Source organism: Caulobacter sp. GW822-FHT07D08 (assembly GCF_058798735.1).
In genome coordinates, this window is record NZ_JBXAKU010000004.1 from 112,860 (window position 1) to 131,976 (window position 19,117).

Annotated in this window: 16 protein-coding genes; 5 read left to right on the top strand and 11 right to left on the bottom strand. The window is 69.2% G+C overall.

Going from position 1 to position 19,117, the window contains the following annotated elements:
• The first annotated feature begins 42 nt into the window (after positions 1-42).
• On the top strand, positions 43-2,226 hold the full coding sequence (locus tag AC1RJ9_RS09360) for a ComEC/Rec2 family competence protein (protein WP_492838540.1): 2,184 nt from the start codon (positions 43-45) through the stop codon (positions 2,224-2,226).
• A gap of 41 nt (positions 2,227-2,267) precedes the next feature.
• On the top strand, positions 2,268-3,023 hold the full coding sequence (locus AC1RJ9_RS09365) for an isocitrate lyase/PEP mutase family protein (RefSeq protein ID WP_492838539.1): 756 nt from the start codon (positions 2,268-2,270) through the stop codon (positions 3,021-3,023).
• 72 nt (positions 3,024-3,095) lie between these two features.
• Here the strand turns inward: AC1RJ9_RS09365 and lexA are convergent, their stop codons facing one another.
• The 6 genes from lexA to AC1RJ9_RS09395 all read right to left on the bottom strand — a co-directional run bounded on the left by lexA (position 3,096) and on the right by AC1RJ9_RS09395 (position 7,933).
• Complete coding sequence (lexA, locus tag AC1RJ9_RS09370) at positions 3,096-3,800, bottom strand: transcriptional repressor LexA (protein ID WP_492838538.1); 705 nt, start codon at positions 3,798-3,800, stop codon at positions 3,096-3,098.
• Between the two features lie 171 nt (positions 3,801-3,971).
• Positions 3,972-4,763, bottom strand: coding sequence for a class I SAM-dependent methyltransferase (locus AC1RJ9_RS09375; protein WP_492838537.1), 792 nt, complete (start codon positions 4,761-4,763; stop codon positions 3,972-3,974).
• Positions 4,764-4,840: 77 nt separating this feature from the next.
• Positions 4,841-5,407 carry a lysophospholipid acyltransferase family protein gene (locus AC1RJ9_RS09380; RefSeq protein ID WP_492838536.1) on the bottom strand — a complete coding sequence of 189 codons (567 nt, stop codon included), beginning with the start codon at positions 5,405-5,407 and terminating at the stop codon, positions 4,841-4,843.
• A gap of 108 nt (positions 5,408-5,515) precedes the next feature.
• Positions 5,516-6,304, bottom strand: a complete 789-nt coding sequence (trpC, locus tag AC1RJ9_RS09385) for an indole-3-glycerol phosphate synthase TrpC (RefSeq protein WP_492838535.1) — start codon at positions 6,302-6,304, stop codon at positions 5,516-5,518.
• The gene (gene trpD, locus AC1RJ9_RS09390) at positions 6,301-7,326 is read right to left on the bottom strand and encodes an anthranilate phosphoribosyltransferase (RefSeq protein ID WP_492838534.1); all 1,026 of its coding nucleotides are present in this window, start codon (positions 7,324-7,326) and stop codon (positions 6,301-6,303) included. The genes trpC and trpD overlap by 4 nt, the downstream gene beginning before the upstream one ends.
• A gap of 10 nt (positions 7,327-7,336) precedes the next feature.
• Positions 7,337-7,933: an anthranilate synthase component II gene (locus tag AC1RJ9_RS09395; protein ID WP_492838533.1), complete on the bottom strand. Its 597-nt coding sequence runs from the start codon at positions 7,931-7,933 to the stop codon at positions 7,337-7,339.
• 116 nt (positions 7,934-8,049) lie between these two features.
• Between AC1RJ9_RS09395 and AC1RJ9_RS09400 the strand changes: the two genes are divergently transcribed.
• Positions 8,050-8,259 carry a hypothetical protein gene (locus AC1RJ9_RS09400; protein WP_492838712.1) on the top strand — a complete coding sequence of 70 codons (210 nt, stop codon included), beginning with the start codon at positions 8,050-8,052 and terminating at the stop codon, positions 8,257-8,259.
• A 28-nt stretch (positions 8,260-8,287) separates the two neighbouring features.
• On the opposite strand, the gene trpE is transcribed toward AC1RJ9_RS09400, so the two are convergent.
• Positions 8,288-9,823, bottom strand: coding sequence for an anthranilate synthase component I (trpE, locus tag AC1RJ9_RS09405; protein ID WP_492838532.1), 1,536 nt, complete (start codon positions 9,821-9,823; stop codon positions 8,288-8,290).
• Positions 9,823-11,784 (bottom strand): peptidyl-prolyl cis-trans isomerase, encoded by a 1,962-nt coding sequence (locus AC1RJ9_RS09410; RefSeq protein ID WP_492838531.1) that lies wholly within the window; start codon positions 11,782-11,784, stop codon positions 9,823-9,825. The genes trpE and AC1RJ9_RS09410 overlap by 1 nt, the downstream gene beginning before the upstream one ends.
• A 139-nt stretch (positions 11,785-11,923) precedes the next feature.
• On the opposite strand from AC1RJ9_RS09410, the gene tpiA reads away from it, so the two are divergent.
• Both tpiA and aspS read left to right on the top strand, forming a co-directional pair.
• Positions 11,924-12,685: a triose-phosphate isomerase gene (tpiA, locus tag AC1RJ9_RS09415; protein WP_492838530.1), complete on the top strand. Its 762-nt coding sequence runs from the start codon at positions 11,924-11,926 to the stop codon at positions 12,683-12,685.
• A 120-nt stretch (positions 12,686-12,805) separates the two neighbouring features.
• Complete coding sequence (gene aspS / locus AC1RJ9_RS09420) at positions 12,806-14,644, top strand: aspartate--tRNA ligase (RefSeq protein ID WP_492838529.1); 1,839 nt, start codon at positions 12,806-12,808, stop codon at positions 14,642-14,644.
• 85 nt (positions 14,645-14,729) lie between these two features.
• Here the strand turns inward: aspS and AC1RJ9_RS09425 are convergent, their stop codons facing one another.
• From AC1RJ9_RS09425 to AC1RJ9_RS09435, 3 genes are all read right to left on the bottom strand, one after another.
• Positions 14,730-15,602, bottom strand: a complete 873-nt coding sequence (locus tag AC1RJ9_RS09425; protein WP_492838528.1) for a pentapeptide repeat-containing protein — start codon at positions 15,600-15,602, stop codon at positions 14,730-14,732.
• A 94-nt stretch (positions 15,603-15,696) separates the two neighbouring features.
• Positions 15,697-16,188: a pentapeptide repeat-containing protein gene (locus AC1RJ9_RS09430; protein WP_492838527.1), complete on the bottom strand. Its 492-nt coding sequence runs from the start codon at positions 16,186-16,188 to the stop codon at positions 15,697-15,699.
• Between the two features lie 71 nt (positions 16,189-16,259).
• Complete coding sequence (locus tag AC1RJ9_RS09435) at positions 16,260-19,001, bottom strand: TSCPD domain-containing protein (protein WP_492838526.1); 2,742 nt, start codon at positions 18,999-19,001, stop codon at positions 16,260-16,262.
• Positions 19,002-19,117 lie beyond the last annotated feature (116 nt).

Here is a 19,117-nt window from a genome sequence, read left to right on the forward strand (position 1 = left end):
CGGCGAACTTGGCTCATCCGTCAAAAGCACAAGGGTTTCCGGATGTTAGGCGTTGAAGCGGCCGAGACGGCGCCGTCGGCGTCCGCGCCCCGCCTGTCATGGTCCGCCGTGAAAGCCGCGCTGCTGACGGAAGGGCGAGTCAATCTGGATCGGGCGTTTCTTTGGACGCCGGTGGCGTTCGGTCTCGGCGCGGCGGCCTACCTGGAGGTTGGCGTTGAACCCTCGCTCTGGATGCTGGCCTTGGCGACCGGATCACTGGCGGCGATCTGGTGGGTCTGCCAGCGCTGGAACGCCCCGCGTGGCCTTGTCGTGCTGGCCAGCCTGGCCGCGTTCGGGGCGGCGGGCGGTCTCGCCGCTAAGATCCGCAACGATCGCGTAGCCGCGCCGCTGATGGCGGGCGAGCGGGTCGTGCGACGGGTGGACGGCTTCGTGGTCGACGTGGTCAGTCCTGGCGCGGGCGGGCCGCGCCTGCTGATCGCGCCGGTGGCGGTGTCAGGCCTGCCGCCCGAACGGACACCGCGCCGGATCCGGGTGACGATCGGTGAGAACCAGACGCCAGCGCCGGGCCAGGCCGTGCACCTGCGCGCCATGCTGGGACCGCCGCCGCCGCCGGCCGCGCCGGGATCCTACGACTTTGGTCGCGACGCCTGGTTCGACTCGATCGGCGGCGTCGGCTTCGTGATCGGCGAACTGGGGACGACGCGGCTGGATCCGCCGCCCTTGAGGTTGCGCCTGACCATGGCGGTCAACGCCTTCCGCTGGAGCCTGGCCCAGCGGATCCTGGCGCGGATGGGCCCCAGCAGCGGCGGCATCGGCGCGGCCATGGTCACCGGCCACGAGGCCTGGATCACCGAGGATCAGACCGAGGCCATGCGCGCCTCGGGCCTGGCGCATATCCTCTCGATCTCGGGCCTGCACATGGCCATCGTCGGCGGCTTCGTGTTCGGCGCCGTGCGGCTGGGCGTCGCCGCCTGGCCGTGGCTGGCCTTGCGGGCGCCGGGCAAGAAGATCGCCGCCATCGCCGGCCTCGCCGCCGTGCTGGGTTACCTGGTCATCTCCGGCGCGCCGCCGCCGGCCGAGCGCTCGGCGATCACGGCGAGCGTCGCCTTCCTGGCCATTCTGTTCGACCGCCGCGCCATCACCCTGCACGGCCTGGCGGTCGCGGCGCTGCTGATCTTGGCGATGAAGCCCGAGACCGCCGGCGAGCCGGGCTTCCAGATGTCGTTCGCCGCCACCGCCGCCCTGGTGGCCCTCGCCGAAAGCTGGCCTCGGCCGGTGAAGGAGATCTCGACGCCGTGGTGGATCCGCTGGCCGCAGGCGGGACTGACCTGGCTGGCGGCCTCGGTCGCCGCGAGCCTGGTGGCCGGCCTGGCTACCGCGCCCTTCGCCATGCAGCACTTCAACCGCGTCGCGGTCTGGGGCCTGCCGGCCAATCTGGCGGTCGCGCCGCTGTCGTCTTTCGTGATCATGCCGTTCCTGGCGGTCGGGACGCTGTTGGAGCCGTTCGGCCTGGGCGCGCCGTTCCTGGTCCTGGCTGGTTGGGGGATCGACGGCATGGTCGGAATCGCCAACGGCTTCGCCGACGCTCATGGCGCCCAGCGGATCGTGGCCAGCGCGCCGCCGCAGGTGCTGGTGATCGCCTTCCTGGGCCTGATGATCCTGTGCCTCTGGCGGGGGCGGTTGCGTTGGATCGGCGCGCCGCTGGCCCTGGCGGTGGCCCTGTGGCCCAGGCCCGCCGCGCCGGACGCCTGGATCGCCGCCGACGGGGCGACCGCCGCCGTCCGCTCGGGCGACGCGGCCGTGCTGTTGCGCACCGACGCCAAGCGGTTCGGAGCGGAACTGTGGGCGCGACGGCGCGGCCTGACCCCGGCGACCTGGAGCCTCTATGCCTGCGACAAGCGGATCTGCGCGCCGCAACCGGGCGCCCCGGTGCGGCTGTCTCTGGCGTGGAGCCGCAAGACACCCGACGCCGAGACGCTGGCGGGTCTCTGCGTGCGCAGCGAGGTCGTGGTGATCCGCGCCCCGGCCCCGGCGCGCATGCCGCCACTGTGCGCCGACACCGTGCTGCTGACAGCCGAGGATTTCGCGAGGGGCGGGGCCGCGGAGCTCTATCGTCGGCCCGATGGCTGGCGCATCGTCTGGGCTCAGCCCCTGCGTGGCGACCGGCCGTGGAGTCGTCCAGCGGGGAGCCGCCTGCTGACAGCCGATGTCACCAGCGCCCGCTAACCTTGTCGGAGCGCGGGACGCAATCCGCCGGAGGACCTGTCATGTCGAACCCTTTCGTCGCCCGCCGCGCCGCCTTCCGCGCCCTGCACGCCGACGGCTGCTTCGCCCTGCCCAATCCGTGGGATGTCGGCGGCGCCAGGCGTCTGGAAAAGCTAGGTTTCAAGGCGCTGGCCTCGACCAGCGCCGGCATGGCCTGGGCGATGGGCAAGGACGATGGCCAGATCACCCGCGATGAGGTCATCGATCACCTGCGCATGTTGTGCGCCGCCACCGACCTGCCGGTGAACGCCGACTTCGAGAACGGCTTCGCCGACACGCCCGAGGGCGTCGGCGAGAGCGTGACCCTGGCCATCGAGGCCGGCGTGGCGGGTCTGTCGATCGAGGACTGGTCGGGCTCGACGCTCTACGACCTGCCGGTCGCCGTCGAACGTCTGAAGGCCGCCCGCGCGGCGATCGACGCCTCGGGCCAGGACGTGATCCTGGTCGGTCGGACCGAGGGTTATCTGCGCGGAAACCGCGACCTCGCTCCGACCCTGGAGCGGCTCAAGGCTTACGCGGAGGCGGGGGCCGACTGTCTCTACGCGCCTGCGGTGACCGATCCGGAAGAGATCCGGGCGATCGTCCAGGCCGTGGCGCCCAGGCCGGTCAATGTGCTGTTCTGGGGGCCTGAGATGTCTGTCGAGAGCCTCGGCGCGCTGGGCGTGCGCCGGGTCAGCACGGGCGGCGCGCTGGCCGCGGCGGCCTGGGCCGGGTTCGACGCCGTCGCCAGGCGGCTGGCGGAGGAGGGGCGGCTCTAAGCGTCACCCGATACGAAAGGACCCCGATCCTCGGATGACGATCGGGGCCGAATTTCAAGCGCTCCGAAGCGCCTAGTGATACCGGCGGATCAGCCCCACCAGCTTGCCCTGCACCTCGACCTGGTCGGGACCGAAGATGCGGGTCTCGTACTTGGGGTTGGCGGCCTCCAGGGCGATCGAGCCGCCCTTCTTGCGCAGACGCTTGAGGGTGGCTTCCTCGCCGACCAGGGCGACGACGATCTCGCCCGAGGTGGCGGTGTCGCCTTTCTTGATGATCACGTAGTCGCCGTCGAGGATGCCGGCCTCGATCATCGAGTCGCCTTGCACCTCGAGAACATAGTGCTCGCCATTGCCCAACATGGATTCGGGCACCGGCAGACGTTCGCGCTCGTGCTGGATGGCGTCGATCGGCGTGCCAGCGGCGATCTTGCCCAGGATCGGCAGTTCGCGGCTGTCATTGGCCGGCGCGGCGGATACGGAGGCCGATGACGGCGCGCCGCCGCCTTCGAACACCTGCGGCCGGAAGGCGCCTCGCCCCTTGGGCGGGGCGGCCGTCGTGGCCTGCTGCGGCAGCTTCACCACTTCCAGCGCGCGGGCCCGGTGAGCGAGACGGCGAATGAAGCCGCGTTCTTCCAGGGCCGTGATGAGCCGGTGGATGCCCGACTTGGACGCCAGGTCCAGGGCCTCCTTCATCTCGTCGAAGGACGGGGAGACGCCGGTCTCCTTGATCCGCTCGTGGATGAACATCAGCAGTTCGTGCTGCTTGCGGGTGAGCATGTCGACCTCGGCTGGAACGCGGAACAAACCGCAAACCTCGCGAATGTTCTCTAGGCGTTCCGCCTCAAAGTCAAGTCGAGCGTTGCTGCTGGCCAAAAGTCCAGGAAATTCAAGGGTTAGAGCCTGAGGCTTCGGAAAAGGCGACCAGAATCAAAAGCTTAACGAAAGCTTTCAGGCGCGCTTGCGGGCGATGATGATGTCCTGGTCCTGCATCGGCTGACGGCGCCAGACGCCGAGGGCCTGGTTCAGGACGTCGAGGTTGAGCGCCTCGTACTGCGCCAGGATCGGCTCCAGGTCGTAGCCGATCACCGCCTCCGGCAAGTCCGGCGTCGCGGTCCAGCAGCCGTCCAGGGCATGGACGAAGTCGAAGGCGATCTCGCCGGCGCCGGTATTGGCGCGGGCCTCGTCGTCGATCAGGTACCAGGAGACGATGCTGGTCCCGCCAGGCTTCAGAACCCGGGCGATCTCGCGGGCGAACTGGGCCTGATCGGCGGCCAGCAGGTGGGTGAACACCGAGCCTAGCCAGACATAGTCGAAGCTGGCGTCCGGATAGGGGAAGACGAAGGCGCTGGCCGGTTGCGAGCCGCCCGGATTGTACCGGTCGCTGTGCATGTCGGCATGGGTGAATTCGAAGCGCGGGTCGCCGACGGCGATGTTGGCTTTGCACCAGTCGATGGCCTGGGCCATCACGTCGAAGCCGGCATAGCGGCCCGACTCATCCAGATAGTCGACCAGCGGCGCGGCGGCGCGGCCGATGCCGCATCCGACATCGAGGATGGCGTGGCGCGGCTGCAGGCCGGCGGCGACGAACAGTTCCTTGAACTGCTGGCCCACGCGGACGAAATCGGCGTCGGCGGCGCCGACCAGACTCCAGAGCTCCCGCGGGGCGGCGACGGAGTCGGACGGCGGCGGTGTTGGCGTTGGCGAGAGGGCGCGCCGCAGCTTGGAGAGAAGGGCCCGCATCCGATTCCTTTCAACGAAAGAGCGGCGCGGACCCTAGCGAGCGACCAGGCTTCAGCCAACCCGGCCGTTGATCCACCCTAGGGGATGGTCTTCAGTTCCGGGTGCTTGGGCGTGATGGGCGCATAGAATGCCGCCAGCGTCGCCAGGTCCTTCTCGTAGTCGCCGCTGGGGATCATCGCCGGACCCAGGCCCACCACCTTGCGCTTGTAGTCCATGAAGCCGGGCACCATCGGCACGCCAGCCTTCAGGGCGATGTTGTAGAAGCCTGTTTTCCAGCCGCCCGCCTTGCCGCGTGTGCCCTCGGGCGCGATCGTCAGCATGAATTCGTCGCGGCGGGCGAACTCGTCGGCCATGGCCTGGACCGTATCGCGTGACTGGGAGCGGTCGATCGGCACGCCGCCCAGGTCCTTCATCAGCGTCTTGAACGGCCAGCGGAACAGCGAGGCCTTGCCCATGAAGCTTAGCTTCAAGTTCAGGGCGTCAGCCGCGCCCAGGAAATAGACGAAGTCCCAGTTGCTGGTGTGCGGGGCGGCGATGATCACGAACTTGCGGGTCGTCGTCGGCGCCGAGCCTTCGATCGTCCAGCCCTCGCGCTTGAAAAAGGCGACGAGGGACCAATTCACCACGCGGGCGACCCAATGCATTCGCGCTTCCTCGCGTGGCGTCGCCGGCGTCGCGGCGCGGCGGCTTTCTTGTTGAGGCGACTGTGAGCGGACGAGGCCGAATACGCTAGATGGCGCGTACCCGATCCTTTAGCCGAGCAGAACGCGCGTGGCGGCCGTGACGTCGGCCTGACGCATCAGGCTTTCGCCGACCAGCATGGCCTTGGCCCCGGTCGCCTCCATCCGCACCACGTCGTCGTGGGTGAAGATGCCGCTTTCGGTGACCAGCAGGGCGTCCCTCGGCGCCTGCGCCGACAGCCGCTCGGTGACAGCCAGGTCGACGATGAAGCTTTTCAGGTCGCGGTTGTTGATCCCCACCAGGTCCGAGCCCAGGGCGCCGGCGCGGGCCATCTCGGCCTCGTCGTGGACCTCAACCAAGGCGTCCATGCCCAGACGCCTGGCCTCGGCCATCAGCTCGGCGGCCAGGACGTCGTCGATCATCGCCAGGATGACCAGGATGGCGTCGGCGCCGAGGGCGCGGCTCTCGGACACCTGCCAGGGATCCACCAGGAAATCCTTGCGGATGCAGGGCAGGGCGGTCGCCGCCCGGGCGTCGATCAGATAGGCGTCGGCGCCCTGGAAGCTGGGACCGTCGGTCAGCACGGAGAGACAGGCCGCGCCGCCGGCCTCGTAGTTGCGGGCCAGGGCGGGCGGATCGAAGTCGGCGCGGATCAGGCCCTTGGACGGCGAGGCCTTCTTGATCTCGGCGATCAGCGACAGCTTGCCGGGCGCGTGGCCCTGAGCGAGCGCCCGCTTGAAGCCGCGCGGCGACGAGGCGTTGCGGGCCGCGGAGTCCAGGGCGGCCTGGGTGCGACGGCGTTTGCGGTCGGTGACCTCGTCGCGCTTGTAGGCGGCGATCTTGGCGAGGATGTCGGTCATGCGGCGGCTTCCGTGTTCGTTGCGGCCACCAGGCCGGCGAGGGCCGCCTTGGCGCGGCCTTCGTCGATGACGTTGGCGGCCAGTGCGATGCCCTCGACCAGGGTCTCGACCTTGTCGGCGACCAGGAAGGCGGCGGCGGCGTTCAGCAGCACGATATCGCGATAGGGCCCCTTCTCGCCGTCGAGCAGGCGGGTGAGCGCGGCGGCGTTGAACGCGGGATCACCGCCGGTGATGTCCGACAGCGAGGCGCGCGGAAGGCCGACGGCCTCGGGCGTGATCTTGAAGAGATGGATACGGCCGTCGCGCCATTCGGCGACCTCGGTCTCGCCCGTGGTGGTCAACTCGTCCATGCCCGCGCCATGCACCGACCAGGCGCGCTCGGCGCCCAGCGCGCCCAGGGCCTTGGCGATCGGCTCGACGAAGCGCGGCGCCGAGACGCCGACCACCTGCCGCTTGGCGCCGGCCGGATTGGTCAGCGGGCCCAGCAGGTTGAAGATGGTGCGAAAGCCCAGCTGCTGGCGGATCGGCGAGACATGCTTCATCGCCCCGTGATGGGCCTGGGCGAACAGAAAGCAGATGCCGGCCTCGTCCAGGGCGCGCCGCTGCTGCTCGCGCGTGGCGTCGATATTGACGCCCAGGGCGGTCAGGACGTCGGCCGTGCCGGACTTGGAGGTGATGGCGCGGTTGCCGTGCTTGGCGACCTTGAGGCCTCCGCCAGCGGCCACGAAGCCGACGGCGGTGGAGATGTTCAGGGTGTGCAGGCCGTCGCCGCCGGTGCCGCAGACATCGATGACGTCGTAGGGATGCTCCAGCTGGACGGCCGCGCGGCGCATGGCGCGGGCGCTGGCGGCGATCTCGCCCACGGTCTCGCCGCGCAGGCGCATGGCGGTGACGGCGGCGGCGACCTGGGCCGGCGTCGGCTCGCCGCGCAGGCAAGCGGCGAAGAACACCTCGGCGTCCTCCTCGCCTAGGGTCTGGCCGTCGGCCAGCTTGGCCAACAGCGGCTTGAATGCGTCGGACATGCTGACCGTCCTAGACCCAGACCGCCGCGTCGCGCTTGACGCCCGCCAGGTCCATGAAATTGGCCAGCATTTGGTGACCGCCCTCGGTGGCGATCGATTCCGGGTGGAATTGGACGCCGAACACCGGACGGGTCTTGTGCTGTACGCCCATGATCTCGCCATCGTCGGTCCACGCCGTGACCTCCAGCTCGGGCGGCAAGTCCTCTTTGCGGACGGCCAGGCTGTGATACCGGGTGGCGGTGAAGGGGTTGGGCAGGCCCTTGAAGATGCCCTTGTCGTCGTGGCGGACCTTGCTGACCTTGCCGTGCATCACCTGTTTGGCGCGGATCACCTCGCCGCCATAGGCCTGGCCGATGGCCTGGTGGCCGAGGCAAACGCCCAGGATCGGCAGGTCGGCCGGCGCGGCGCGCAGCAGCGGCAGGCAGATGCCGGCCTGGTCCGGGGCCTTGGGGCCGGGCGACAGCAGCACCGCGTCGGGCTTCAGGCCCAGGGCCTCCTGCACCGTCAGCGCATCGTTGCGGTAGACGACCGTCTCGGCGCCCAGCTCGTTCAGATAGTGGACGAGATTGTAGGTGAAGCTGTCGTAGTTATCGATGACGAGGATCATGACGCCGCCTTTCGGAGGTCGGTTCTAGCGCGGGCGGAGCCGATGTGTAGCGGCAATTTCGCGCGCGGCTTTCAGTTACGGTTACAGCGGTTGCGGTCTTCAAGCATCATATGGCGATGGACCCGCGTGATTCCGCTCTGGACCCTGTCGCCGTCGCCTATGTCCGCGCGTTGCTGCGGCGGAAGACCCGTATCCAGAAGATGGGGCCGGTTCTGGCCGCCGCGGCTTTCGCCGCGATCTGCGCGCTGGCCTTCGCCACGGTGATGGTGCTGGCGCCGCCGGCGGTCACTCAGCATCTCCCGGACGACCGGCTCGGCGGTCCCTAGTCCAAAGGGAAGAAGTCAGCCCTAAGGCTCAGCTGAATCGCCAGGCTTCCTCGGCCGCGCGCTTGAGGGCGCGGGACTTGTGCAGGGTCTCGTCATACTCGGCGTCCGGGTCGCTGTCGGCGACGATGCCGCCGCCGGCCTGGACATACATCATGCCGTCCTTGACCAGCGCCGTGCGCAGCACGATGCAGGTGTCGACCGAGCCATCGGCGCCGAAATAGCCCACGGCGCCGGCATAGCCGATGCCGCGCTTTTCGACTTCCAGCTCGTCGATGATCTCCATCGCCCGAACCTTCGGAGCGCCCGAGAGCGTGCCGGCGGGCAGGGCGGCCATCAGTACGTCGACCGGATCGACGCCGTCGGGCGCGGTGCCCTCGACGTTCGAGACGATATGCATGACGTGGCTGTAGCGCTCGATCTTGAAGCTCTCGGTCACGCGGACGTTCGGGCCCTTGGGACGCTCAGCCGGGGTATTGCGGCCCTGGTGGTTGAGCATGGCCACGCGGCCCACGTCGTTGCGGCCCAGGTCCAGCAACATCAGGTGCTCGGCGCGTTCCTTGGGATCGGCCAGCAGTTCGGCTTCGAGCGCCGCGTCTTCCTCGGGCGTGGCGCCGCGCGGACGGGTGCCGGCGATCGGCCGGATGGTGATCTTGTTGTCGCGCAGGCGAACCAGGATCTCGGGGCTGGAGCCGACCAGGTTGAAGCCGTCCAGGTTCAGGAAGAACAGAAACGGCGACGGATTGGTCCGGCGCAGCGAACGGTACAGGGCGAACGGCGGCAGGTCGAAGGGCGCGCGGAAGCGGTGGCTGGCCACGACTTGGAAGATGTCGCCGGCGGCGATGTAGTCCTTGGCCTTGGCGACCACGTCGGCGTAGTCGGCGCGGCTGACCGGCGTCGTGAAGTCCATCGGACCGCGCGGCGCGCGGGGCGCGTCGTGGGCCAGCGGACGACGCAGGTCGGCCATCACCGTCTCGATCCGCGAGCGGGCGGCGGCATAGGCGTCCTGGGCCGAGACACCGGCTCGCGGGCGGACGGCCGTGGTCAGGATGATCTCCTGGGCGATGGCGTCGAAGACGGCGACGATCGACGGCCGGGTCATGATCCCGTCCGGCAGGCCCAGCGTGTCTTCGTTGATATCGGGCAGACGTTCGACCAGGCGCACCAGATCGTAGCCCAGGGCCCCGAACACGCCGGCGGCCATGGGCGGCAGGCCCTTGGGCAGCTCCATCCGTGCCTGGGCCACCAGGTCGCGCAGGCTGTCCAGCGCGCCGCCCGGCTGGGGCGTGTAGCGGCCGGCGGCGATGTCGTCGCCTTCGGCGATCTCGGCCTGATCGCCGCGGCAGCGCCACACCAGATCCGGGTTCATGGTCACGATCGAGTAGCGACCGCGCCAGGCCCCGCCTTCGACGCTTTCGAACAGAAAGCTGTAGGGACGCGCCTGGGCGATCTTCAGATAGGCCGAGACCGGCGTCTCGAGATCATCGATCAGGCGGGTCCAGACGACCTGCTGCCGTCCGGAATCGTAGATTTCCGAAAAGGCGTCGAACGCGGGCTCCAGACTCATTACTCGGCTTTCTTTCCAGACTTGGCGGCTTCGGCCTTGGCCAGGGCTTCGGTGTCGACGCCGATGGCCTGGCGCGCCAGGGTCAGGTTGCTCTTGGTCTTCAGCTGGACCTTGGCGGCGTTGCGCGCGGCTTCGCCGAGGTCACGCATCAGGCCCTCGCCCGCCTGGGCGCCGGCCATGGCGGTGATCTGGGCGATGGCGGCGGTCGGGGCCGAGCGGATGGCTTCCAGCTTGGCGACGACATAGGCCTCGCCCTGCGGACCGGCGCGGGTGGCGAAGGCCTCGTTCTTCTTGGCCTGGAAGGCGGCGCCCAGGAACTCGCGGCCCAGGCCCATGTGCTGCTGGGCGTTCTGGCGCGACAGGCCCGGGACCTGCTGGACCTTGGACTGCACCGAAGCGGCGACAGCCTCGATCGACTCGCCCTTCTTGACGCGAGCGACCAGTTCGTCGGCCTTGGCCTTCAGGCGCTTGCTCATTTCCTGACCCATCCACACGGCGGTCAGCTGCGGCTTGATCTCGGCCAGCGGCGGCATGGCGGCCGGGATCACCTTCTCCACCTTCACGGCGTAGTATTCGCCCTTGCCGGCCTCGATCAGATCGCTTTCCCCGCCTTGCGACAGGCCGAAGGCGGTCTTGACGATGTCTGGCGTCAGGCCGGCGACCGGCTGGCCGGTCTCGTCCGCGCCTTGCGCGGTGACCGGCGCGGTCGTCAGCACCAGGGCGCCGGCCTTGCTGGCCGCGGCGACCAGATCGGCGCCGCCGTCATGCGCGTCCTGATAGGTCTGGGTCTGCTCGTAGGCCTTAGTCTGCGCGGTCTGGGCGCGGACCTCGGCCTCGATCTGCGGACGCACGCTCTCCAGCGAGGCGGTCGAGCCCGGCGTGACCTTGACGATCTTGATGACCGAGACACCGAGTTCGCCCGTGATGGGGCCGCTGACCTGACCGGCGGCCAGGCTGAACGCGGCGTCGGCGACCTTGCGGTCCGGAACGGCGGTCTTGGGCTTGTCGGTCAGGACGAGCGGGGTCTTGCCGAACGTCTTGGCGACGGCGACCGGATCCTCGCCCTTGGTCAGGCGCTGCGAAATCGTGGCGGCGGCCTTGGCGTCCGGGGCGACGATCTGGATGATGGTGCGGGTCTCGGGCTTGGCCAGGCTGTCCTTGCGGAAGTCGTAGGCCTTCTGCACGGCGGCCGGGTCGATGGCGACGGTCGGCTCCAGGGCCTTGGCGCTGACGCGCATGATCGACAGCACGCGGGTTTCCGGACGCGTCAGGCGCTCGGCGTTTTCCTTCATGAAGGCGGTCAGCTGGGCGTCGGTCGGCGGAGCAGGACGCGTGACCGAGGCCGGGTTCACGGCGAAGGCGGCGACGTCGCGCTCTTCCAGAACGTAGGCGCCTTGCAGGGCGGCGTAGATGCGCGGGGCCTTCAGGCCGCCGGCGACGGCCGAGAAGAAGTGGGCGTTGGCGATCTCGTCGCGCAGCGAAGCTTCGTAGTTCGCCGGCGTCAGGTTGTTCTGGGCCAGGAGGCCAGCATACATCTGCGGGTCGAACTTGCCGGTGATCGGGTTGAACGGACGCTGGCTGGGCGGCAGCTGGCTCATCTGCTGGTGCACGATGTCGCCGACCAGCTTGTCGGACGGCTTCACGCCCATGCCCTGGATGGCCGCGGCGATCGATTCCTGCAGGGCCAGTTCCTGGACGATCTGCCGGTCGATGCCTTGCTCCACGGCCTGGTCAGGCGTCAGCGCCTGGCCGCTGCGCTGCTCCATGCCCTTGCGGTAGTTGTCGAAGCGCAGCTTGAAGTCCTGGGCGGACAGGGTGCGCGACCCCGCGCTGATCACGCCCGAGCCCTTGGGGCCCTTGAAGACGTCGCTGATGCCGAAAATGGCGAAGCTGACGATCAGCAAGCCAAACAGCAACACCGCGAACGGCGATTTGGCGAAGGAGCGGAAACCGGCGAGCATGCGTTCGAAAACCTTCCAGGCGGATCGCCGCGCGAATGAGCACGGCGGTCGAGAGCAGCGGGTATAGTAGAGCCGCGTGCGCGTGGGCAAGCGGCGTGGGCTTGACTTCCCAAGGGAGCGTGACCTCAAGAAGGCCTTTATGACCTTATCGAACACGACTCCCCGGCCGCTGATCGCCGGAAACTGGAAGATGAATGGCCTTTCGGCCGCGCTCGACGAGGCGCGCGCCATCGCGGCCGGCCTGGAGCGCCAGCCTGCCGGCGCCCGCGTCGCCATCTTCCCGCCCGCCACCCTGCTGCACCGCCTCGCCGAGGCCGTCGAAGGTTCTCATCTCCTGACCGGCGGTCAGGATTGCCACGGCAAGGCCAGTGGGGCGCACACCGGCGACATCTCGGCCGAGATGATCGCCGACGCCGGCGGAACCCTGGTGATTGTCGGCCATTCCGAGCGGCGCACCGACCACGGCGAGACCTGCCAGCAGGTCGCCGCCAAGGCCGAAGCGGCTATCGCGGCGGGGCTGGAGCCCATCGTCTGCGTCGGCGAGAGTCTGGCGCAGCGGGAAGCGGGGGAGGCGGTGGCCTTCGTCGTCGGCCAACTGCGCAACTCCCTGGCGCCCGGCCTGGCCGGCAAGGCCTTCAACGTCGCCTACGAGCCGTTGTGGGCCATCGGCACGGGCCACGTGGCCTCGGTCGACAACATCATCGAGATGCACGCGGCGATCCGCGCCGAGCTGATCGCTCTGTTCGGCGAGCAGGGGGGCGCCGTCCAGATCCTCTACGGCGGCTCGGTGAAGCCCGAGAACGCCCGGGAGATCCTGGCCGCGCCGGACGTGGGCGGGGCCCTGGTCGGCGGCGCCTCGCTGAAGGCCAAGGACTTCCTGGCCATCGTCGAGGCCGCCTAGGGCTGAAAAGCTTCCGCGGACGGGCCGTGCGAGCGCATGGTCCGCCCCAGAATCCTTGACATCATGGCGCCCACGTGCGCCTTACCGCGCCTTGCAAATCACCGCGTATTCAAGACTTTCATGACCTCCATGCACGCCTATCGCACCCACAACTGCGGCGCCCTGCGCGCCTCCGACACCGGTTCCTCGGTGCGCCTGTCGGGGTGGATCCACCGCAAGCGCGACCATGGCGGCCTGGTCTTCATCGATCTGCGCGACCATCACGGCCTGACGCAGCTGGTGCTGCACCCCGAGACTCCGGGCTTCGCGATCGTCGAGCGCCTGCGCGCCGAAAGCGTGATCAAGATCGACGGCGAGGTCGTCGCCCGTGACGCCAGCGTCGTGAACCCGAACCTGCCGACCGGCGAGATCGAGATCCGCGTTTCGGCCGTCGAGGTGCTGTCCGAGGCCGCCGAGCTGCCGCTGCCGGTCTTCGGCGAGCCGGACTATCCGGAAGAGATCCGCCTCAAGCACCGCTATCTCGACCTGCGTCGCGAGACCCTGCACAAGAACATCGTCCTGCGCTCGCGCGTGATCCAGTCGATCCGCAACCGCATGTTCGCCCAAGGGTTCAACGAGTTCCAGACGCCGATCCTGACGGCCAGCTCGCCGGAAGGCGCGCGCGACTTCCTGGTGCCCTCGCGTCTGCACCCGGAGAAGTTCTACGCCCTGCCGCAGGCGCCCCAGCAGTTCAAGCAACTGCTGATGGTCTCCGGCTTCGACCGCTACTTCCAGATCGCCCCGTGCTTCCGCGACGAAGACCTGCGCGCCGACCGTTCGCTGGAGTTCTACCAGCTCGACGTCGAAATGAGCTTCGTGACGCAGGAAGACGTGTTCGCGGCCATCGAGCCCGTCATGCACGGCGTCTTCGAGGAGTTCTCGAACGGCAAGCCGGTCTCGCCGATCAGCGGAACCCACACCTTCACCAACGACTTCGGTCAATCGTTCGAGCACCAGGGTTTCGAGCGCCTGACCTACGCCCAGTCGATGGCCTGGTACGGCAGCGACAAGCCGGACCTGCGCAACCCGATCAAGATGCGGAACGTTTCGGAGCACTTCCGTGACGGCGGCTTTGGCCTGTTCGCCAAGATCCTGGGCGCGGACGCCAAGAACCAGATCTGGGCGATCCCGGCCCCGACCGGCGGCAGCCGCGCCTTCTGTGACCGCATGAACAGCTGGGCTCAGGGCGAAGGTCAGCCGGGCCTGGGCTACGTCTTCTGGTCGGAAGACCAGGGCGGCTGGGGCGGCCCGATCGCCAAGAACCTGGGCGAGCCGACGCAAGCCCTGATGGAATCGCTGGGTCTTGGCGCGGGCGACGCCGCCTTCTTCGTGGCCGGCGATCCCTCGGTGTTCACCAAGTTCGCGGGCCTGGCTCGCACGCGGGTCGGCACGGAGCTGAAGCTGGTCGACGAGAACCAGTTCAAGTTCTGCTGGATCGTCGACTTCCCGATGTTCGAGTGGAATGAGGAAGAGAAGAAGGTCGACTTCTCGCACAACCCGTTCTCGATGCCGCAAGGTGGTCTGGAGGCCCTGGAAACCCAGGACCCGCTGACCATCCGCGCTTACCAGTACGACATCGTCTGCAACGGCTACGAGCTGTGCTCGGGCGCGATCCGGAACCACAAGCCCGAGATCATGCTCAAGGCCTTCGCCACCGCCGGCTACGGACCCGAAGTGGTCGAGGACCAGTTCGGCGGCATGCTGAACGCCTTCCGCTATGGCGCCCCGCCGCACGGCGGACTGGCCCCCGGCATCGACCGCATCGTCATGCTGCTGGCCGATCAGGTGGCCATCCGCGAGGTCATCGCCTTCCCGCTGAACCAGCAGGGCCAGGACCTGCTGATGAACGCCCCGGCCAACGTGCTCGACAAGCAGCTCAAGGAGCTGCACATCCGCACCGCGCCACCCATCAAGGTGTAGGCTCGGGACGAGAGTCCGGAACAAAGAAGCCCTCCGATCTCGCGATCGGAGGGCTTTTTTCTTGATCGGTTGCCTTAAAGCCAGATCACCACTTCTTGGGCGACGGCGGGGCAGGGGGCGCGGGCGGGGCTGGCGGGGCCTTGGGCACCTCGCGCAGAAGCATGAAGCGTCCGCCCTTGATCCCGTTGCACGGCCGGACGCTCAGGCCCGAGGGCAGGCGGGTGGAATTGTCGCCGCAGGCCTCGTCCAGCTGGTCCTGTTCCAGGCCCCGGGCGCTCGACAGATCGGCGCCGCTGAGATTGACCATGGTCAGGTCGGCGTTGCGGAAGTCCGCGCCGTTGAAGATGGCGCCGCGCAGGTTCGAGCCGGTCATGTCGGCATTGCGGAACCGGGCGCCGTCGAAGCGCGCGCCCTGGAAATTGGCGTGGTTGATGTCGGCGTTCGAGAAGTCCGCGTCGCGGGCGTTGGCGCCCGACAGGTTGGCGGCGATCAGCTCGGCGTTGGAAAAGCGCGCCTTCTGAAGGTTGGCGCCGACCATGTTGGCGGCGTGCAGTTCGGCCGACGACAGGTCGACGCGGACCAGAGTGGCGCGGGTGAAGTTTGCGCCGCTGCTCTCGATGCCGGACATGCGGGCGTCGGTGAAGTTGGCGCCGGTGAAGTTGGCGCCGCGCATCTCGGCGCCGCGCAGGTCGGCGCGGCTCAGATCCGCCCAGCCGAAGTCCGAGCCGTAGAACATCGCGCCACGCAGGTCCGAGCCGATCAGGATGGCCTTGACGAACTTGGCGCCGGCGAACTTGGCGTTCATCAGCTTGCGACCGGCGAGATCGCAGTTGGCGCACATCCCGCCGAAGGAGGTCAGCTTGGCGACGTCCTTGTCTTCGATCGAGGCCTGAGCCTGGCCGGACATGGCCAGCAGGCTCAGGGTCAAAGCGGCGATGGAGGCGCCCAGGCGGGACATCAAGTTCTCCGTTCAGTCCATACGCGACTGTGTGAGTTACGGTTTGAACCGGCGGCCGCGTGGAAGCCACTTAAATTGCGGTAATGACGGGGATTTAACGGCAGAGCGGGATGCGCAGATTGCCCGGCAGATAGGTCGAACCGTCGCCGCAGGCCTGGTCCAGCTGCGCCTGGGTGAGACCGATCGCGCGGTCCATTTCGGCGCCTGAGAAGTTGGCGCCCGATAGTCTGGCCCCGGAGAAATTCGCGCCCTGCAGATAGGCGCCGACGAAGCTGGCGTTGGTCAGGTCCGCGCGGACAAAGTTGGCGCCGGTCATGACCGCGCCATAGGCGTTGACGTCGCGCAGGTCGCCGCCGGTGAAGCGGGTGCGGTTCATGATCGCCGTCGAGAAGTCGGCCTGACGCAGGCGCGCGCCCGCCAGGTTCTTGTTCTTCAGCGTCAGGTTCGACAGATCGGCCTGGAACAGGTTGCAGCGCGGGCAGTTGGCGCCATTGCGGACAGCCGAGATCTGGGCGGCGTTCTGCGCCCCGGCCGAACTGGCGAAGACCAGCACGGCGAGGGCCGAAAGAAGAGCGATCGGTTTCATTCTGGCGCAGGTCCTACGCGAAAAGGGCGTTTTCACCCTGCCGCAGCAAGCTTAACGCCAGCCGAACGCGCTCAGGACGAGGCGACGGGCCCTGGGTGGTCAGATTGCGCTCCGCAGGTGTCGCAGACCGTCATGCCGCCGCGCCTGGTCAGCGAGAGGTCGCCACAGGCTGGGCACATCTCGCCCTCGGCGCCCGGACGATTCTGGCCCTCCAAGCGGCGGCGGCCGAACGAGGCGAAGACCAGGTTGTCATGCGCGGCGCCGCGCGAAAAACCCTTGGAAATGAACAGGCTGGCAGGCACTGGAGTGGGTTCGGCATCGTCGATATCGTCGCCCGGGCGGCCCTTGCCCGCGCCCAGGCCGTCGGCGTTGAACTCACCCGGGTCGCCATTGGCCAGATCGTCGCGGCCGAGATACGACACGCCCAGCTCGCGAAAGACATAATCCAGGATCGAGGTCGCCGACTTGATCGAGTCGTTGCCGGTGACCGGGCCCGCCGGCTCGAACTTCGTGTAGACGAAGGCGTCGACGAACTCGTGCAGAGGCACGCCGTGCTGCAGGCCCAGCGACACGGCGATGGCGAAGTTGTTCATCAGGCTGCGGAACGCCGCGCCTTCCTTGTGCATGTCGATGAACAGCTCGCCCAGCTCGCCGTCCTCGTACTCGCCGGTATGCAGATAGACCTTGTGACCCCCGACGGCCGCCTTCTGGATGTAGCCCTTGCGGCGATCGGGCAGGCGGCGGCGCGAGCGGTCGCGCTCGACGATCTTCTCGACCACGCGTTCGGTGACCGTGGGTTCGCGGGCCATCTGTTCTCGAAGGGACGCCGCGGCGCGCGGCGCCTCGGCGGCGGGCTCGTCAGGCAGGTCCAGCTTGAAGTCGGCCGGCGCGGCGGCGCGTTGCAGGCGGAACGCCCGAATCCCCGAGCGAGCCGCGGCGGCCTGGGCGCGGACGGCGTCGGCGGGACGGCTGTCGAAGGCCACGGGGATCGCCACCGGCGTCGGCAGGCAGGCGAAGGCCTCGACGGCGGCCAGCATGGCGAGGCGATCAGCGAAGGCCGGAGCCTCGACCGATTTGAAAGCCTCGCGCAGTTCCGGGTTCAGCGCCTCGCAGTCGCCCAAGGCGCCCGCGCCCAGGGCATGGCGCTCGGCGGCGGCGATCTCGGAGACCGAAAAGTCGGCGAAAGCCAGGGTGTCGAAGTCGCGGCGGGCCACATCCTCGGCCGAAGCCCCCAGCACGTCGCGCAGAAAGCCCGCGCCGATCACGGCCGGGGCGAAGGCGGCGCGCAGGCCGTGGTTCTCGCGCAGGGCGTGCTCGGCCTTCTCGATCTCGTGGGCGGTGAACCCGCGCGCCTGCAGCATGGCGTGGTCGATCGCCGGGCTCTCGGCCAGCGAGCCGTGGCCCAGGGCGTGACGGCGCGCGGCGTCCAGGTCGACGCCTTCGCACGACAGGGCCTCGAAGGCGGCGGCGCTGAAGGTCGGCAGCAGGAAGCCGTCGGCGGTCTGGGCGACCGAAACCGGCGACATGGCGCCCGCCGGGCCGACCGGCGCGCCGCCGAGGCGCAGGGTCGCTTCCGGATCCTCGAAAGGACCGACCAGGGCGGCCGAACGCAGGCCGTGCTTGCGGGCCAGGGCATGGGCGGTCGCCAGGGCGGCGGCGGCCTCGGTGGCCAGGGCCGAGCGCAGGGCGGCGGCGCGGACCCGGCGCTCGGCCAGGGTCTTGAGCACGCTCTGCTTGTCCTGGGCGAAGGCGGCGTCCGGACCCATCGCGGCGGCGGCCTCGGCGCTGGCCGACAGGGCCGCGCCGACGGCCAGCGCCCACAGGGCGGCCGCGCCGTCACGGCCCTCGACGCCGGTCTGGGCCCAACCTTGGCTGAGCAGGCAGTCGCCGACGCCGGCCAGGCTCAGACGGGCGGGGCGCTCGCCGCGCTCCAGCTCCAGGGCCGTGCCCCACAGGTGGCAGACATAGGTGAATCGCTCGACGTCGAAGCCGTCGGCGTCGAGAAAGGCGCTGGCGTCGATGGCCGCGCCGACGCCCACGCCGCGCGCCAGGATCTCGGCGTCCGTTGGCGACAGGGCCAGGGTAAGGGCGTTCGTCTCCCAGCCGACCTGGGCGGCGAAGGCGGCGGCTTCATCGCCGGCCGCCACGCCCTGGCGCGAGGCCGAGGCGACCATGGCCGGCTCGCGCTCGACCGACAGCTCAGGCAGCGCCGCGCGCGGCGCATCGGCCGTGGCGATGGCGTCGAGAAGGGTGCGGTCGTCGGCGCCCAGCTCTCGGGCCTTGCGGGCGGCGCGGGCCAGGGCCGGGTTCTTGCGGACGTCGGCGCAGGCGCGCGGGTCGCCCGAGCAGCGGCGGACAGCGTCGGCCACCTGGGCCAGGGCGGCGTCCAGCCGCGCGGCGGCCCGGGCGGCGAGGGCGCGGCCGCGGCGGCGGCCCAGGCTGTCCTTGACGATGGTCTGGAACTCGAACTCGGCGATCTCGGGCAGCAGGTCCAGGCCCGCCTGGCCGCCGGCCGGGGTGGCGATCCCCGACAGCATGGTGGCCAGCAGGGCGTCGCGGAAGGCGCTGGCGTCGGCCTTGTCGCCGAACAGGCCCTGGGCCAGGCCCGCCTGGGCCACGCGCTCGGCGTAGCGGGCTGGACCGCCGCCCAGCGCGGCCTTGGGTTCGATCTCGCCGGCCCAGTCCAGCCAGGCCTCGACGCGGGCGTCGCTCCAGGCGGTCGGGGCCGAGACGACCACGATACTGTCGCTGCGTTCGAGGTCGCGCCACTCCATGACGGGAGCAACTCCGGCGGCTTTGGCGGGCGTGCGCATGGGCGAGTTCCGGGTTCGTCTGGCGATCGCGATATCTTGTCAAATCCTTAACGCGTGATTCCGCGCCGGCGGGACGCGCGTAAGGTCGCACCCCAAGCTAGAACCTCGATCGCCGA

What these genes read in the sequence shown, in the direction of transcription:
- AC1RJ9_RS09360 (WP_492838540.1), top strand. Translation starts at nt 43, where the DNA reads ATGTTAGGCGTTGAAGCGGCCGAGACGGCGCCGTCGGCGTCCGCGCCC.
- AC1RJ9_RS09365 (WP_492838539.1), top strand. Translation starts at nt 2,268, where the DNA reads ATGTCGAACCCTTTCGTCGCCCGCCGCGCCGCCTTCCGCGCCCTGCAC.
- lexA (WP_492838538.1), bottom strand. Translation starts at nt 3,800, where the DNA reads ATGCTCACCCGCAAGCAGCACGAACTGCTGATGTTCATCCACGAGCGG.
- AC1RJ9_RS09375 (WP_492838537.1), bottom strand. Translation starts at nt 4,763, where the DNA reads ATGCGGGCCCTTCTCTCCAAGCTGCGGCGCGCCCTCTCGCCAACGCCA.
- AC1RJ9_RS09380 (WP_492838536.1), bottom strand. Translation starts at nt 5,407, where the DNA reads ATGCATTGGGTCGCCCGCGTGGTGAATTGGTCCCTCGTCGCCTTTTTC.
- trpC (WP_492838535.1), bottom strand. Translation starts at nt 6,304, where the DNA reads ATGACCGACATCCTCGCCAAGATCGCCGCCTACAAGCGCGACGAGGTC.
- trpD (WP_492838534.1), bottom strand. Translation starts at nt 7,326, where the DNA reads ATGTCCGACGCATTCAAGCCGCTGTTGGCCAAGCTGGCCGACGGCCAG.
- AC1RJ9_RS09395 (WP_492838533.1), bottom strand. Translation starts at nt 7,933, where the DNA reads ATGATCCTCGTCATCGATAACTACGACAGCTTCACCTACAATCTCGTC.
- AC1RJ9_RS09400 (WP_492838712.1), top strand. Translation starts at nt 8,050, where the DNA reads ATGGACCCGCGTGATTCCGCTCTGGACCCTGTCGCCGTCGCCTATGTC.
- trpE (WP_492838532.1), bottom strand. Translation starts at nt 9,823, where the DNA reads ATGAGTCTGGAGCCCGCGTTCGACGCCTTTTCGGAAATCTACGATTCC.
- AC1RJ9_RS09410 (WP_492838531.1), bottom strand. Translation starts at nt 11,784, where the DNA reads ATGCTCGCCGGTTTCCGCTCCTTCGCCAAATCGCCGTTCGCGGTGTTG.
- tpiA (WP_492838530.1), top strand. Translation starts at nt 11,924, where the DNA reads ATGACCTTATCGAACACGACTCCCCGGCCGCTGATCGCCGGAAACTGG.
- aspS (WP_492838529.1), top strand. Translation starts at nt 12,806, where the DNA reads ATGACCTCCATGCACGCCTATCGCACCCACAACTGCGGCGCCCTGCGC.
- AC1RJ9_RS09425 (WP_492838528.1), bottom strand. Translation starts at nt 15,602, where the DNA reads ATGTCCCGCCTGGGCGCCTCCATCGCCGCTTTGACCCTGAGCCTGCTG.
- AC1RJ9_RS09430 (WP_492838527.1), bottom strand. Translation starts at nt 16,188, where the DNA reads ATGAAACCGATCGCTCTTCTTTCGGCCCTCGCCGTGCTGGTCTTCGCC.
- AC1RJ9_RS09435 (WP_492838526.1), bottom strand. Translation starts at nt 19,001, where the DNA reads ATGCGCACGCCCGCCAAAGCCGCCGGAGTTGCTCCCGTCATGGAGTGG.